We start from the raw sequence: 15,629 nt of genomic DNA on the forward strand, positions 1-15,629 counted from the left end.
AAATCGATGTTGTTTACATTCCTGAAAGACCAGATGATTAATAGTGGGATTACTAATTATGTTAACTTACAAAAGCCAGTTGCCAACATCGGTTATGAGCAAATAGCGGGCAGTCCGGTGAAAAGTGCTATTTTAGATACCAAGTAAAAACCAACTAAGCCGACAAGGACGCGTCCCTACTCCACGCTACTTGCCGTAACCAAGACCGTTGTAAAGCATTGTTTTAGAGAGAAAAACTCAAAAAAAATATCATAAATCTGATTACATAAGATCAATATTTCGCAACTGTTGCGCTGACTTTTTCAAGATTTTATTTAAGAACATAAACTTTTCAAACTTGAGTTTTATTGAGAAAGTTTAAAAGGATGAAAAGTATGAAAATTGGATGCTCTTAAAATCAGATCGCGGATCCTTACTCGAACTTAAAAAACTAAAATTTGATGCATTCAACTTATTATTCTGACTTTTACTCAAGCGTGAAAAATGGATAAATTGAATTCCTTTAGTTCTATAATTCTGACTTCCATTCAGACGTGAAAAATGACAAATTAATTAAGAACAAAAAAACTTAAAACTGAATATTACTCGAACTCAAAAAATAAAATCAAGATTCAGAAAAGAACAAAATGACTCAAAAAGGCTGGCAACTAAATAACATATTCCGAAGAAAAACAACGCTATACAACATCGTTTAACAGCAAATAGCGGGCATTCTGGTGAAAAGTATTATTTTAGACACCAAGTAAAAAACAACTAAGCCGAAAAGTTCGCGTCCCTACTCCACGCCACTTGCGTTAAACAAGACCGTTGTAGCCAATAGCCTAGAAAACATGATTTAGGAAAGAACATATCTGACCATTAATTATAAATAAGAATTAAAAGGAAATAAACTAAAGAATCGAAAAATGGAAAAGAATTGGGTAATAGTAATAGCAGTATCGATTTTTTTAATAATCTCTTTAATTTATTGGAAGTTTACTCGTAGTACTATCAAAACAAAATATGGTAAAATTTATAAAACATGGGGAGCACGAACTTTTTATTGGCAAGATGCCATATATATTATTACCGGAATTACATTTCTAATATTGGTTATTTTAAAATTGACAAATGTTTTGAATTTTTAGAAGCCTAAAAAACAAAGAGTGGCTGTTGCCAACCACAAATTTTAAAATGATGTTTTGATATTTTGACTTTGCGTTTTACTCGAACCTAAATGATTTGAGTTCTTATTCTGACTTTTACTCAGGATTGTTAGCTACAAAAAATAGTATGATTTAAAATGGAAATCACCGACATCACTCAAGTGTGAAAAGTGATAAAATTAAAGAGGTTTAAAATAATATTTTTTAAAATCAGAACGCTAAAAAAAGTTCTTACTCGGATAAAAGCTACTGGCTACAACATCGGTTACCAGCAAATAGCGGGCATTCGGGTGAAAAGTGCTATTTTGGACATCAACTAACAAACAACAAAGCCGACAAGAAGCCGTCCCTACTCCACGCTACTTGCGTTAACCAAGACCGTTGCCAAACATTTTGAAGAAAATTCTGCTCATATCGATAATCCTAATGAATTTAGCTTGTAATGAAAAAACAAGTGAAGTTCGATATTATCCAAATTTTGAAATTTCAAATAAAGACAAGATTCAAAAGATGATCTTGGATACTACTCAAATGAATTTCAAGAAAATCACAAATTGGATTGGTAATAATCAGTATAATGGAATACTATCAATAATTGAATTTGAAGATAATAAAATAACTAAAAGAATAATTCCTTCTGTACGCGGAAATGGACTGATTAAACAACGAAATATGCTGAGTATAACATCAGATTCTATTTTAATTGACAACGGATATCCTGTTTCGGAACTTAAGAGAATATTAAAAAGGCACTATTTAAACAATAATAATATTCCATATTACTCGGAATCAGCTTATAAAGCTGCAATAGAAATAACAATTGACACAAGTAAATCCGGGGCAGATTTAAAAAAATTATTGACAAAATTGACACGGGACTTTGATGAAGTGAAAAATGAAGTCGAAGATTCAATAAAATTGCGATTTTTATTTAGTTATTTGAGACAAACTCCACCGCCACCACCTCCGCCAAAAAGCGAGGACGATTATTGAGAAGTCGACAAACAAAACGTTAGGCAACATCGGTTAAGCTCAAATAGCGGGCATTCCAATGAAAAGATATATTTTAGACATCAAGTAACAAACAACAAAGCCGACAAGAAGCCGTCCCTACTCCACGCTACTTGCCTTAACCAAGACCGTTGCCAAGCATTGCTCGGAAAAAAAATCAAAGAACATATTTGAAGTTTTTAATTGATAAAAACTCACTCTTTCGCAACTGTTTCGCTGATTATTTCAAGATTTTGGAATACAATTAAAACTACTAAATTCTGATTAAGTCATCAGTATTCGGAAAGATGAAAAGTGTAAAAAAACAATCCTCTTCCGATCAGTACGCTGACTTTTACTCGGACGGGAAAAAGTAAAATGAAAAATAGAAACTAAGAACAAATGATTTTAAAAGCACTGCGCTGACTTTCACTCGGATGTGAAAAATGACAATTTTGACTAAGAACAAAAGAACATTTGTACTTTAGAATTTAAAAGCTGATTATCACTCGGACTCAAAAAACTGAAGATTCAGAAAAGAACAAAAAGGACAAAAAAGGCAGACAGTAAAATAACATATTCCGTCGTATCGCCACGCTAGGCAACAACGGTTAAGCGCAAATAGCTGGCATTTGAGTAAAAAGTGATATTTTAGACACCAAGTAAAAAACAACTAAGCCGACAAGAACGTGTCCCTACTCCACGCCACTTGCCTTAACCAAGACCGTTGTGAGCAATTTCACCAATCAAGATTTAAAGAAATAAAATGATTCGCAAACAAATATTCCTATTACTAATTCTGACATTGATATTTGTTTCGTGTAAAGAGCAAAGTAATACTCAAGAAGACCCAAAAGATAAATTAACAATTTCTAATGAAAAAATTGATCGAAAAAAACTAGATGAAAAACTAGTTGAAACCAATAAAACTTGGGATTCATTAAGTAATCAAATGAGAAGTAAAGAATTGAATAAATTTCAAGAAGATTCTCTTCAAAGATTATTTAATGATAACAAGAAACAACAGGAAACAATTTTTAAAGATTTTATCCTGAAAAATCCAAACTCTTTGGTATCAATTGAAACTTTGAATGGTTTTAAGTTTAGTTGGGGAAAAGATATAACTAAAAAACTTTTCAAATCTTTAAGCCCAGCAATAAAGTCATCCGACAAGGGAGAAATTGTTCAAGAATACATTAAATATTATAGAAATCCCGAGATTTCAGATAAATACAGTGATTTTATATTGCCTAATTCTAAAGGGGATACCATAAGGATTTCTAATAATTTAAATGATTATACCTTATTAGAATTTTGGGCTTCTTGGTGTTCTGGTTGCAGAAAAGAACATCCAGAATTGATTAAGGTTTTTGAAAAATATAAGGATAGAAATTTTACTGTAATAAGTATATCAAGCGATACAAATGACGAAAATTGGCTAAATGCAATTGAAAAGGATAATTTACCTTGGATCAATTTAAGAGATCCAAATGGTCGAGAAAGTATCGTTCAATATCAATATGGCATTCACGTTATACCCACCAACTTTTTAATTGGACCAAATAAAGAAATTATTGCCAAGAATATTGAACCAAAAGAATTGGACAAATTATTAAAGGAGGAACTAAGTGAAACTGCTCACAACATCGGTTAAGCGCAAATAGCGGGCTTAGTCGAAAAAGTGTATTTTAGATACCTAGTAAAAAACAACAAAACCGACAAGGACGCGTCCCTACTCCACGCCACTTGCCTTAACCAAGACCGTTAGCCCAAATTATTAATGAAGAATTACGTTTTTATATGAACTGGATTTTAGGCTCTATTCTAATTTTGATTATGATTTACCTTGTTGGTATCCAATTAAAAAAACGCAGAAATAAAAATGTAAAAAAAACTGTAATAGAAAATTGGGGAAAACCTAAAAATGCAAAGTATTTCGATTTTGATTTAATTGAACAGTTTTTTAAAAATCATAAAACTCAAGAAGAAATATTGCAAACAATTTCTGACAATACCTGGGATGATTTAGATCTAAATGCAATTTTCAAGTTTTTGGATAGAACCACTTCAAAAATAGGGCAGCAATTTCTTTACTATAAACTTAGAACGATAACAGATATTTCTGACTTAAGGAGATTTGGAAAACTGACCGAAACCCTCAAGTTAAATACATCATTAAGAATTAAAAGCCAGGTAGAACTATCAAAACTGTCCTCAAACAAAGCATATTACTTAGAAGAAATATTTCGCTCACAAAGTTTAGAAACATTTGGAAATATCTGGCTATTTCGTCTACTATCAATAGCTGCAATTTCATCCATTATTTTAAGCTTTTTTGATCCAACTTGGTTTCTACTTTTAATCCCTATATTTTTCATTAATCTTGTTTTTCATTATAAAAACAAGTCTTCGATACAATATTATTTAAATGGTGTTGGTCAACTAGCGACGAGTTATAAAGTTGCTAAGAATTTAAGCTCGTCTGAAGAAATTAAATCTTTTTATCAAGACTTTAATTTCTTGAAAAACGTGAAATCTATCTTATCAAAAATTAGATTTATGGAGTGGGAGAAAAAACTGGATAATGAGTATGCTCTTTTAATTTGGTTCGTATCAGAAATCATAAAAATCACATTCAATTTAGAACCTATCCTTTTTTACAGTTTTCAGAAATCATTAGAAAATAAAAATGAGGATATTAAAAACCTCTTTCTCTTCATAGGTGAAATTGACTCTGCGATATCTTGTGCATCCATACAAGAGGGTGATTTAAAATGTTGCACGCCAAAATTTATAAGCAAGAAAGAAGTTTTTACAGAAGATATCTATCATCCGCTTATTGTAAATTGTATTCCTAATGATCTAAGCTTAGAGAATAAAAGTTTGCTTCTAACTGGATCCAATATGTCTGGTAAAACAACATTTATAAGAACTTTTAGTATTAATGCAATTTTAGGACAAACATTAAATTTTTGTTTCGCTACAAAATTTGAAACTCCATTTTTCAAGGTTTATTCATCAATTAGAATTTCAGATAATATATTGAATAACACTAGTTATTATTTAGAAGAAGTGATTAGAATTAAAGAATTAATCGATGCTTCAAAACAAGAAGATTGCAGTCTATTTATATTAGATGAGCTTTTTAAGGGAACCAATACTGTTGAGAGAATCGCCGCGGGAAAATCGATATTATCATACTTGAATAAAAAGAACCACATTGTAATGGTTTCTACACACGATTTGGAGCTTACCGAATTATTAAAAAATGAAAAATTTGATTTATATCATTTTTCGGAAACTATAGAAAATGACAGACTAATTTTTGATTACAAGATTAAACAAGGAAAACCGAAAAGTGGTAATGCTATCAAAATATTAGAGTTGTATAATTATCCGTTAGAAATTATTGAGAATTCAAAAAGTTTGGATAAAATAACTTTGGCTAACATCGGTTAAGCGCAAATAGCGGGCATTCTGGTGAAAAGTGCTATTTTAGTGACCAAGTAAAAAAGAACAAAGCCGACAAGAACGTGTCCCTACTCCACGCTACTTGCCTTAACCAAGACCGTTGCCATTAATTTTTTGAAATGAGAAAACTACTTTTATTGATTTTTATAATATCATTCTTCACAAATTGTGACAAAAGAAATACCGACAATTATGAAAACGAATTTCATCTTTTAAAAAAAGAAAATGACAGTCTGAAAAATATCATATCTGAAATAGATAACAAATATGTATTTGACAGTATTTCATATAAAAACAACTTTGACACAGATAATACTTACGGACTTAATTCCACGGTGAAAAGTAAAATGGTTATTGTAGCCTATGGTACCGAAACTCAATTCATAAAATATGATAGTTTGGTAGCTGGAAAAAAAATTAATCCAGATACACTTGACCAGAAATATGGAAGCTATTATTTCTCAACTAAACTGGATAAAGAGAAAAAAATCATACATGTTGAAATTGAAACAAATAATAAATACGGAAAAAATAGAACCGTAACTTTAAACGATATTATTAGAACAAAAAACTAAAGGCAACATCGGTTAAGCGCAAATAGCGGGCGTAGTCGAAAAAGTGTATTTTAGATACTTAGTAAAAAACAACAAAGCCGACAAGAAGCCGTCCCTACTCCACGCTACTTGCCTTAACCAAGACCGTTGGCAACAATATTAAAAAAATCATGCCTTTTAACAGATAATTTAAGGTAATCTCAAGTTCACAATATGAATCTGAAAAATCAAAATAGAAATGTTATTATAGGTTTTCTACTGATTGTATTAATATTTATTTTAATACAGTTTTATTACGAGAAAAGTAATAAAGCACAAAATAAAACAACGGTAGGTAAAGTTTTTAAACAAGTGGAGAAAATAGGAGTTACTCCAGGAACAGTGATCGATTACTATTTTTATGTTGACGGAAATAAAACAAAAGGAAACACTAAAATTTTTAAAGATTTTCGTTTACAAACTAAAAATAAATTTTTTACTGTTAAATACGAAAGCGATAATCCTAAGAACTCAAGCATTTTATTGAACCAACAAATCATAAATGAATCTTTGATTAGAAAGGCAGGATTTTAAATAATAAAAGGAAGGAAATCATTTTTTATTGAATTGATAACATTAAGAATAATATAAGTTTTAGAATTTATACTGTTACCAACATCGGGTATTTCAGTGAAAAGTGATATTTTAGATACCAAGTAACCAACAATAAATCAGACAAAAAAGCATCCCTACTCACACTAATTGCGTTAACCAATACCTTTGACAACAATATGAAAAAAATAGGCATAATCATATTATTGTTTTTTTAAATGCTAATTACAGCACAGGAAAAAGAATGTTTTGATATTAAAAACGGAAAATTTAAATATCTGGATTCTCAATCGAACGAATTTATAGTGAAAAGAATAGATTCGATCCAAGTCGACAGCTGTACAACTGTAAATTTCGTTTATCATAGCAAAATCCACTGGAAATCTGAATGTGAATATGAAATGACTGTTTTTAAAGTTAACGATTCTCTATACAACCAGATTCTAGGAAATGTTTTTGAATTTAAAATAATGAGTATCGAAAATAATAAGATAAAATTGAAAACAAAAACGGTCAATAAAAAACGAGAAATGGAATACATTATGAATATTCTCGATTGAGAAATAAAAAATACTGTTGCCAACATCGGTTACGAGCAAATGGCGGGCAGTCCGGTGAAATGTGCTATTTTAGACACCAAGTAAAAACCAACTAAGCCGACAAGAACGCGTCCCTATTCCGCGCCACTTGCCGTAACCAAGACCGTTGGGCAGCATTAAAAACAGCAAAAATTCAACTTAATTTTAAGGAAGAATCCTTATTTTTGTTATAAATGATTAAGAAATGAATATTCAAGCAGAAAAAATAGAATTAGCAAAATTGTTGTTAAACACTAACAATCCTAGGATTATTCAATCAATTAAACAAATTTTCAGAAAAGAAAAATCCAATGACTTTTTGGATGACTTAAATTCTGATCAAATAGCTGAAATTAAAAAAGCTTCATTAGAAATAAAGGAAGGAAAAATCACAGATTACGAAACCTTTATGTCTAAACATAGATAATGAATAGAAAGGTCATTATTTCAAAAACAGCTGAAAAGAAATTAAGTTCACTTTTTGAATATCTACTCGAAAATTGGTCTGCAAAGGTGAAATCTAATTTTATTAAAAAATTAGACCATAATATTGACATTATAAAGCTAGAACCAGAAACTTTTCCTGAATCTCAAAAGGATCCAGGTTTGCGGAAATGTGTAATCACAAAGCAAACAACTTTGTATTATAGATTTGACTCCGACCAGATTAAAATTGTTACAATATTTGACACGAGACAAAATCCCGATAAATTAGAAAAAGAGTTGTAAAAAACCAACGCAGCCCAACATCGGTTAAGCGCAAATAGCGGGTATTCCAATGAAAAGATATATTTTAGACATCAAGTAACAAACAACAAAGCCGACAAGAACGCGTCCCTACTCCACGCTACTTGCCTTAACCAAGACCGTTAGCCACAATTAGATATGACCGACATGGAAATTATGCCTTTAATTATAGGATTAGGAGCTCCAATATTAATTGCGCTTGGAGGGATAATAACTTGGTTTTTAAAATCAAGAAAAGAAGACCTACAAGCCATTGAGGAAAGAGCTTTAGAACGTAGAATAGAAACTTACAATGAACTTTTACATCCACTAATAGTGTTATTTTCTAAAAATGCTAGCAAAAAAACAAAAGATCTAGCAACCTCAAAAATGGGTTCCGTAGAATATCGAAAAGCAGCTTTTAATCTTATTACATTTGGTTCAGATGAAATGGTGGTTTCTTACAATGAAATGATGCAAAGTTTTTATAAAAACGAAGCTGAAAATGACATTAAGACAGCAATGCAAAAATTTGCTTCATTTATCTTATCCATTCGCAAGGATGTTAATAATAAGAATACAAAGTTGAGAGAATGGGATATGCTAAAGTTTATGATAACAGATATTGACAAAATTATTAAAAAGTAAATATGACCCAATTATCTTCATCAGTTAATGATGACCAGTTAACATTATTGATTACAAATTCAGACAAAATCCAAATTGCTGACTTTATACTAGAAAGATTCTCTGAAAGGTATATTATTCCTATAAAAAATTTAAATAAAAATGAAAAACATGGCTTTAGTATAATGGCTATTTCTTGCCTAATGATCGAGTCTTTAGAATCATTTAAAAATGGCTGGGAAACTTCTAAAAATAGAAGCGAAGCTGCATTTAAATCCTTTTTTAATTCAGAACCTGAATTTTCTGATTTTAGATCTTGTTCTTCTGATTTTTATAAAAATGTAAGATGTGGTATTTTACATCAATCGGAAACCACTAATGGTTGGAAAATCAGGAGAGATGGAGAACTTTTAAAAAACTCAAATAAAACAATTAATGCTTCCAGATTCTTGATTCAGCTTAAAAAAGTTTTAATCAGTTATACCGAAACATTAAAAACGTCTGAATGGGATTCTGCCGATTGGGATAATCTAAGAAGAAAATTAAGAGTTTTAATAAGTAACTGTGGCTAACATCGGTTAAGCGCAAATAGCGGGCATTCTGATGAAAAGTGCTATTTTAGACATTAAGTAAAATACAACAAAGCCGACAAGAACGCGTCCCTACTCCACGCTACTTGCCTTAACCAAGACCGTTGGCAAACATTTTTAAACGCTAAATATTGAACAACATAATTCTAAGAAATGAAAATTAAAGGTCTCACAACATTTACTATTTTATTATTTATTTTAACATCCTGTAATCAACCTAAATCCAATAGTAAGACTTTTACACTAAAAGGTAAAGTTGATGGTCAAAATACAGAATATGTAGTCTTAAGTTATATTGATAGTAGCGATGTTTACATATCCGACACATTAGTAGTAGAAAATAATTCTTTTTTTAAACAAGGTTCTCTTATCCATCCACAATTGGTTGTATTGACAAGCAATTTAACGGGTGTATTTATGGAAGACCCTAATCGATTACGGTTTTTTTTAGAACCAAATGAAATGGAAATAGACCTTAAGGAAGATCAATTCCCTGATGCGCTAATTACTGGTTCTAAAAGCCAAATTGAATATGAGCACCTGGCTAAAGAAATTAAACCATATTATGAAAAACTTAAATCAAAAGAAACTGGAAGGGAAAAGGCGCGAAAACTATTGGCTGAAGTTAAAAATATCCACCTCAAATATGCTATCAATAATCCCAATTCATATGTAAGTGCAGAAATGATTAATTTTCATAGTGAAGAAATGCCGATTGATTCACTTAAGATGCTTTATGCTGGTCTGGACCCAATTATAAAAGAGTCGTTTTATGGTTTAGATATTCAGGAGACAATCGAATCCTTCATACCTATCGTTGATTCAGGAGATGTAGCACCTGGTTTTTCTTCAGAAAATAGTGATGGTAATGTTTTAAGTTTGAATCAATTTAAAGGAAAAACTGTATTATTAGATTTTGGAGCAGGTTGGTGTGTGCCTTGTAAAAAAGAAATTCCCGGAGTGAAGAGAATTTTTGATAAGTACCATTCAAAGGGGCTGGAAATTATCGGTGTGTCATTTGATAAAGATAAAACCAGTTGGAAAGAAAACATAAAGGATGAAAAATTAAATTGGCACCACATTTATGTAGGATCGGACAATATCCGAGAGAAGGGCTCTATTAACTCATTATATCGAGTAAAGCCCATCCCAGCATACATTTTGATTGATAAAAATGGAATTATAATTGACCGCTATCGTGGTGCTGACAAGAAAGATAAAAGCTTAAAAGATTTGGAAGCAAAACTTGAAACATTGATATCTTCTAAATTACTTTAATTGTAAAAAAAAACGTTAGCCAACATCGGTTAAGCGCAAATAGCGGGCATTCGAGTGAAAAGTGCTATTTTAGACACCAAGTAAAAAACAACTAAGCCGACAAGAAAGCGTCCCTACTCCACGCTACTTGCCGTAACCAAGACCGTTGTACACAATTTTAAAAATTGAAAATGAGAAAATTTAAAATTTTAAGTCTACTATTATTACTAATAAATATTTCAAGCTGTAATAGTTTTGAAAAATCTGAAAAAGCTCCAAATCTTAGTGAAGCAACGGAACTAAATTCTAACCAGAAAATTATATCGAAAATTGATCTCGATGAAAACATTGAATTCGGATATTCAACACAATCTATAAAGTTTTTGTCAAAAAAATCTCAGACAAATACTTTAAATGTCAAAATAATAGCAAACGAGAATAATCATTCTATTCCTAAAAATTACTTGATCGAGAAAAGCGAAAGAATACAGAATGTCTTAAAAGAGGAGATGTCAACTTATAGAAATTTTGACAAGATAGATTTCCGACTAATTTCAGAGGGTAAAGAAGTACAAAAGATAATTCGAGAAATTTAAAACAGTGTACAACATCGGTTACGCGCAAATAGCGGGCATTCAGGTGAAAAGTGCTATTTTAGAGACCAATTAAATAACAACCAAGCCGACAAGAAGCCGTCCCTACTCCACGCCACTTGCCGTAACCAAGACCGTTAGCTGTAATATTCAAACAAATCACACTATAGAATGAAATTGACTTTAAAATATATTATCCTGCTTATTTTTATAAGTGGATTCTGTCAAGAAAAAGAAAGTTTTGAATTAAAATTATCTTATACCGGGACTAAAACTCATAATATAGAGATAAAGAATCATGAAGAAAATACAACAATGATTGTTAGTAAGCCGTATGCTACTAATATTTCAAAAAATGACAGTATAGAAATCCGGAGGTTGCTAAAAATTAATTCAAAGAATTCAAATAAGAAAGCAATCAAAATTATTGAGAATAATAGAGAATATAATAGTGATACATTAATAATTCCCAATGGAAATCCTGTTATAAACTACGTTAACGATCTAATCAAAAATTGGAAAAAAATAGAAAATAATTTAAAAACTAAGCCAGATAAGAGAATTATGTTAGATGGATATATAGTAAAAATATCTTTAATGAAAAATGAACATAATTCTGAAGATATTTACGCAAAATCTCCCACAAAAGAATCCCATCCAGAAATTTTTGAATTGATTTCAGAACTCGAAAAACATTATAAAAATGAATCTAAAAAACCAGTTATAAACTAGAATACTACAGCTAACATCGGTTAAGCGCAAATAGCGGGCATTCCAATGAAAAGTGATATTTTAGACATCAAGTAAAAAACAACAAAGCCGACAAGAACGTGCCCCTACTCCACGCTACTTGCCTTAACCAAGACCGTTGGCAACAAGCTGAAAACAAAAAAATGAAAGATTCCTATAAAAATGCAAAATTATTCGGAGAGATATTACGAAACACAAAGCTTCCCAAAGATTTGACAATTGGAAACTTCCGAATTGATTACAAAAATGGTATTAAAGGAAATACCATTCTATCTAAAAAATTTAACCTCCATGAAAATTTATTAGACAAAAAGCATAATTATACTTTTCAAATAATGGAAGGGAATTTAGAGATTTCATTAGAATTATGTGAAAGTAGAAATGATCAATTTAGATTGTTTTGTAACAGTTCTTTTAATGGAAAAAAGGGCATGTTATTTATGCTAAACTTGGATACTCAAAAGGATGCAGAAGGAATTATATTTTTAACACAGAAAATTAAATTTGTTGAGAGATTAAAAACAAATGAAAATTTAGCTTCCGAATATAGACGTAATAAGCAATTGATATTTACAAATTATCTTAGGAAATTGGGGTTAGATGTAACCGATAATAACGATTTAATATTTGGGATTTTTGACACAAAAACTAACAAATTATTAAATACTACTGCACAACGCTTCATAAATGACTTCATTGCTATTTCTATAATTAAAGGTCATTTTATGGGTAATAAAGGTTACGAATTGGAAATATTACCAAGTTATAAATTTGACTATAATTTATATGAAAGTAAGAATTATGAAATAGAAATTATGTCAAATAAAATGATCGTTTCTCAAAAAAACAGAACGATACCTCTAGGAATTAGATTTAAGATATTAGAAAGAGATAATGGCAAATGTGTTTTATGTGGGAAGAATCCTGAAAAAAATGGAGTCATTTTACATATTGATCATGTTTTACCCTATTCATTAGGAGGATTAACTGAAATGAATAATTTACAAACATTATGCTCTGATTGTAATATTGGTAAGAGTAATAAATCAAATATAAATTGGACAAAAAGCCAGTTGCCAACATCGGTTACCAGCAAATAGCGGGCATTCGAGTGAAAAGTACTATTTTAGACATCAACTAACAAACAACTAAGCCGACAAGAAGCCGTCCCTGCTCCACGCTACTTGCGGTAACCAAGACCGTTGTAAAACATTTTATATGAAGATTTTTATAATAATTTTTTCTTTTTTAACTCTATCAAATGCTTCAAAACCAAATCAATTTGATAACAAGCTGGATAGTGATGAATTGCAATTTATTCGCGAAAACTACGGCTGGAATGAATCAGATTTAATAATTATTAATTTTAAAGAACCCAATAGTAATTGTTGGTATGACAATTATAAAAGTCCAAAAAAGGCAAATAAGTGGTGGGATGAATTTTATTCTGATATTAAATTAATAAATATCCGCAATGTTTTTATTTACTCGGACTCGAAAAGAGTGAAATCTGTAATTGATTTTGACAAGCATTTTCCAGATTATTCTAATTTCTTTCTAAATAAATTTTTCAATAAAGAGAATACATGTTTCGGATTATTAATAATCCATAAGAATGGAAGTTATATATCGAAAAATGGAGAATACACAAAATCTGACATATTAACTATGATCAGCAAATTGCAATAAAACGTTATACAACATCGGTTACCAGCAAATAGCGGGCATTCAAGTAAAAGTTTTATTTTAGTCATCAAGAAACAAACAACTAAGCCGACAAGAACGCGTCCCTACTCCACGCTACTTGCGTTAACCAAGACCGTTGTAGCAAATTTTTGAAGAAAATGAAATACATACCAATTTTTCTGATTCTACTCCTATTTTCTTGCAATCAAATAAGCAAGAATGATGATTTAGAAAAGAAAGAATTCTACTATCCTGAAAAAGGAAAATTTGAACAGAATTTAATTCAGAAGAATATTTTTATCGACAGCATAAAAAATTATGGAGAATTACTCACTGAGATTGATAAAATTGCTTGTCAAGACTCAATTCCAATTATTAATTATTCAAATAGAGATGAAAGATTTAAACTTTTACCTTGGTATGAATGTTCGGAAAGTAATATAGTTAGTTGTCCTACATTTAGATCAAGAATATTTATTCAAAATGATTCGATTTTAACTAATTATGAAATCAGGCATTCTATAGATAGTTTAGATATAATTTTGGAAAGACATTTATTAAATAAAGGAAAAGATTTCAATTATTCGGATTCACCAGACCGAGCTGGAATTGAAATTTATTTTAAAGATGATGTAGAATCAAAAAAAGTAAATAAATTGCTATTGGATCTATCTGCAAGGTTTAACGATTTAAATGACAAAACCCCAGACACATTATATCTAAAAGTATATTTCAGAGATAGAGCTTTAATAATAATTCCACCGATTCCGCCTCCGAAACAAAATTAGTTTACAAAAACTTGCAACAACATCGGTTAAGCGCAAATAGCGGGCAGTCTGGTGAAAAGTGCTATTTTAGACACCAAGTATAAAACAACTAAGCTGACAAGAACGCGTCCCTACTCCACGCTACTTGCCTTAACCAAGACCGTTACCTGCAAGCTTTACGGTAATCTGAACTAATAGAAAAGATTGATTTTAATGGGATTTCCTGAATAATATTTACTAAAAAATCACTTAGTAAAACAGAGATCTAAATTAGGACATAGATGAGGCAGTATTATCCAAGTATGGATAAAAAATAAAATAACAAAAAGCAAACCTATTAATAAAGCGTGACTAATATAAACTTCCTCACCATAAGGTTTTATTTTTGACCAAAGTAAGCCAAAACTAGCAGTAACAAATAAAAAGAAAGGAAGACCAGAGAAAAATACCAGGAATTGAAAACTAAATTTTTTTTGCAAAAAAACATATAATATTAAACCTAAAACTATCGATAAAACTAATAGAATCCAGTAAAATTTATTTCTTGATTTTTTTCTAACCTTATCCATAGTTTGAATATTATTTCGGGTAAACTGCCCTATTATTTTAGATAAATATTGACCCATAAAAGAATGGAAGACATAACAATCTAATTAATTAGAAGGAAATTAAAAAATCACTTGAAGAAAATAATTCAGCTTTAAGCCAGCAGGTAACATCGGTTAAGCACAAATAACGGGCATTCTGGTGAAAAGTGCTATTTTAGACACCAAGTAACAAACAACAAAGCCGACAAGAACGTAACCCTACTCCACGCTACTTGCCTTAACCAAGACCGTTACCTGCAAGCTTCACCGTAATCTGAACTAAAAAAAAGATTGATTTTAATGAGATTTCCTGAAAAATATTTACTAAAAAATCACTTAGAAAAACAGAGATCTAAATTTGGACATAGATGAGGCAGTATTATCCAAGTATGGATAAAAAATAAAATAACAAAAAGCAAACCTATTATTAAAGCATGACTAATATAAACTTCCTCTCCATAAGGTTTAATTTTTGACCAAAGTAAACCAAAACTAGCAGTAACAAATAAAAAGAAAGGAAGACCAGAGAAAAATACCAGAAATTGAAAACTAAATTGTTGTTGCAAAAAAACATATAATATTAAACCTAAAACTATCGATAAAACTAATAGAATCCAGTAAATTTTATTTCTTGATTTTTTTCTAACCTTATCCATAGTTTGAATATTATTTCGGGTAAACTGCCCTAATATTTTAGATAAATATTGACCCATAAAA

18 protein-coding genes are annotated in these 15,629 nt (G+C 30.4%); 16 read left to right on the plus strand and 2 right to left on the minus strand.

Annotated elements, in window-relative coordinates:
- The first annotated feature begins 1,538 nt into the window (after nucleotides 1-1,538).
- From BC962_RS14865 to BC962_RS14940, 16 genes are all read left to right on the plus strand, one after another.
- Nucleotides 1,539-2,138 carry a hypothetical protein gene (locus tag BC962_RS14865; RefSeq protein WP_121346820.1) on the plus strand — a complete coding sequence of 200 codons (600 nt, stop codon included), beginning with the start codon at nucleotides 1,539-1,541 and terminating at the stop codon, nucleotides 2,136-2,138.
- 763 nt (nucleotides 2,139-2,901) lie between these two features.
- Complete coding sequence (locus BC962_RS14870) at nucleotides 2,902-3,789, plus strand: peroxiredoxin family protein (RefSeq protein ID WP_121346821.1); 888 nt, start codon at nucleotides 2,902-2,904, stop codon at nucleotides 3,787-3,789.
- A gap of 182 nt (nucleotides 3,790-3,971) precedes the next feature.
- Nucleotides 3,972-5,594, plus strand: a complete 1,623-nt coding sequence (locus BC962_RS14875) for a MutS-related protein (protein WP_245984237.1) — start codon at nucleotides 3,972-3,974, stop codon at nucleotides 5,592-5,594.
- Between the two features lie 131 nt (nucleotides 5,595-5,725).
- Nucleotides 5,726-6,181: a hypothetical protein gene (locus tag BC962_RS14880; RefSeq protein ID WP_121346823.1), complete on the plus strand. Its 456-nt coding sequence runs from the start codon at nucleotides 5,726-5,728 to the stop codon at nucleotides 6,179-6,181.
- Nucleotides 6,182-6,373: 192 nt separating this feature from the next.
- Nucleotides 6,374-6,733, plus strand: coding sequence for a hypothetical protein (locus BC962_RS14885; RefSeq protein ID WP_121346824.1), 360 nt, complete (start codon nucleotides 6,374-6,376; stop codon nucleotides 6,731-6,733).
- Nucleotides 6,734-6,969: 236 nt separating this feature from the next.
- Nucleotides 6,970-7,311, plus strand: a complete 342-nt coding sequence (locus tag BC962_RS14890) for a hypothetical protein (RefSeq protein ID WP_121346825.1) — start codon at nucleotides 6,970-6,972, stop codon at nucleotides 7,309-7,311.
- Between the two features lie 223 nt (nucleotides 7,312-7,534).
- Complete coding sequence (locus tag BC962_RS14895) at nucleotides 7,535-7,756, plus strand: hypothetical protein (RefSeq protein WP_121346826.1); 222 nt, start codon at nucleotides 7,535-7,537, stop codon at nucleotides 7,754-7,756.
- Complete coding sequence (locus BC962_RS14900) at nucleotides 7,756-8,058, plus strand: type II toxin-antitoxin system RelE/ParE family toxin (RefSeq protein WP_121346827.1); 303 nt, start codon at nucleotides 7,756-7,758, stop codon at nucleotides 8,056-8,058. Before BC962_RS14895 ends, BC962_RS14900 begins: the two co-directional genes overlap by 1 nt.
- Before the next feature lie 156 nt (nucleotides 8,059-8,214).
- Nucleotides 8,215-8,703: a hypothetical protein gene (locus tag BC962_RS14905; RefSeq protein WP_183075522.1), complete on the plus strand. Its 489-nt coding sequence runs from the start codon at nucleotides 8,215-8,217 to the stop codon at nucleotides 8,701-8,703.
- Nucleotides 8,704-8,705: 2 nt separating this feature from the next.
- Complete coding sequence (locus tag BC962_RS14910; RefSeq protein ID WP_121346829.1) at nucleotides 8,706-9,254, plus strand: hypothetical protein; 549 nt, start codon at nucleotides 8,706-8,708, stop codon at nucleotides 9,252-9,254.
- Between the two features lie 171 nt (nucleotides 9,255-9,425).
- Nucleotides 9,426-10,550, plus strand: coding sequence for a TlpA disulfide reductase family protein (locus BC962_RS14915; RefSeq protein ID WP_121346830.1), 1,125 nt, complete (start codon nucleotides 9,426-9,428; stop codon nucleotides 10,548-10,550).
- A 170-nt stretch (nucleotides 10,551-10,720) separates the two neighbouring features.
- Nucleotides 10,721-11,125 carry a hypothetical protein gene (locus BC962_RS14920; RefSeq protein WP_121346831.1) on the plus strand — a complete coding sequence of 135 codons (405 nt, stop codon included), beginning with the start codon at nucleotides 10,721-10,723 and terminating at the stop codon, nucleotides 11,123-11,125.
- Between the two features lie 168 nt (nucleotides 11,126-11,293).
- Nucleotides 11,294-11,854 carry a hypothetical protein gene (locus BC962_RS14925; RefSeq protein ID WP_121346832.1) on the plus strand — a complete coding sequence of 187 codons (561 nt, stop codon included), beginning with the start codon at nucleotides 11,294-11,296 and terminating at the stop codon, nucleotides 11,852-11,854.
- A 161-nt stretch (nucleotides 11,855-12,015) separates the two neighbouring features.
- A complete protein-coding gene (locus tag BC962_RS14930; protein ID WP_121346833.1) occupies nucleotides 12,016-12,972 on the plus strand; it encodes an HNH endonuclease in 957 nt (318 codons plus the stop codon).
- A gap of 118 nt (nucleotides 12,973-13,090) precedes the next feature.
- Nucleotides 13,091-13,561, plus strand: coding sequence for a hypothetical protein (locus BC962_RS14935; RefSeq protein ID WP_121346834.1), 471 nt, complete (start codon nucleotides 13,091-13,093; stop codon nucleotides 13,559-13,561).
- 155 nt (nucleotides 13,562-13,716) lie between these two features.
- Nucleotides 13,717-14,346, plus strand: a complete 630-nt coding sequence (locus BC962_RS14940; RefSeq protein ID WP_121346835.1) for a hypothetical protein — start codon at nucleotides 13,717-13,719, stop codon at nucleotides 14,344-14,346.
- 224 nt (nucleotides 14,347-14,570) lie between these two features.
- Here BC962_RS14940 and BC962_RS14945 read toward each other — a convergent pair whose 3' ends face one another.
- Together BC962_RS14945 and BC962_RS14950 are read right to left on the minus strand one after the other, a co-directional pair.
- The gene (locus BC962_RS14945; RefSeq protein WP_245984239.1) at nucleotides 14,571-14,951 is read right to left on the minus strand and encodes a hypothetical protein; all 381 of its coding nucleotides are present in this window, start codon (nucleotides 14,949-14,951) and stop codon (nucleotides 14,571-14,573) included.
- A gap of 293 nt (nucleotides 14,952-15,244) precedes the next feature.
- The gene (locus tag BC962_RS14950; RefSeq protein WP_245984240.1) at nucleotides 15,245-15,625 is read right to left on the minus strand and encodes a hypothetical protein; all 381 of its coding nucleotides are present in this window, start codon (nucleotides 15,623-15,625) and stop codon (nucleotides 15,245-15,247) included.
- Nucleotides 15,626-15,629: the final 4 nt, after the last annotated feature.

The sequence above is a fragment of the Gillisia mitskevichiae genome (assembly GCF_003634585.1).
GTDB classification, from domain to species: Bacteria; Bacteroidota; Bacteroidia; order Flavobacteriales; family Flavobacteriaceae; genus Gillisia; species Gillisia mitskevichiae.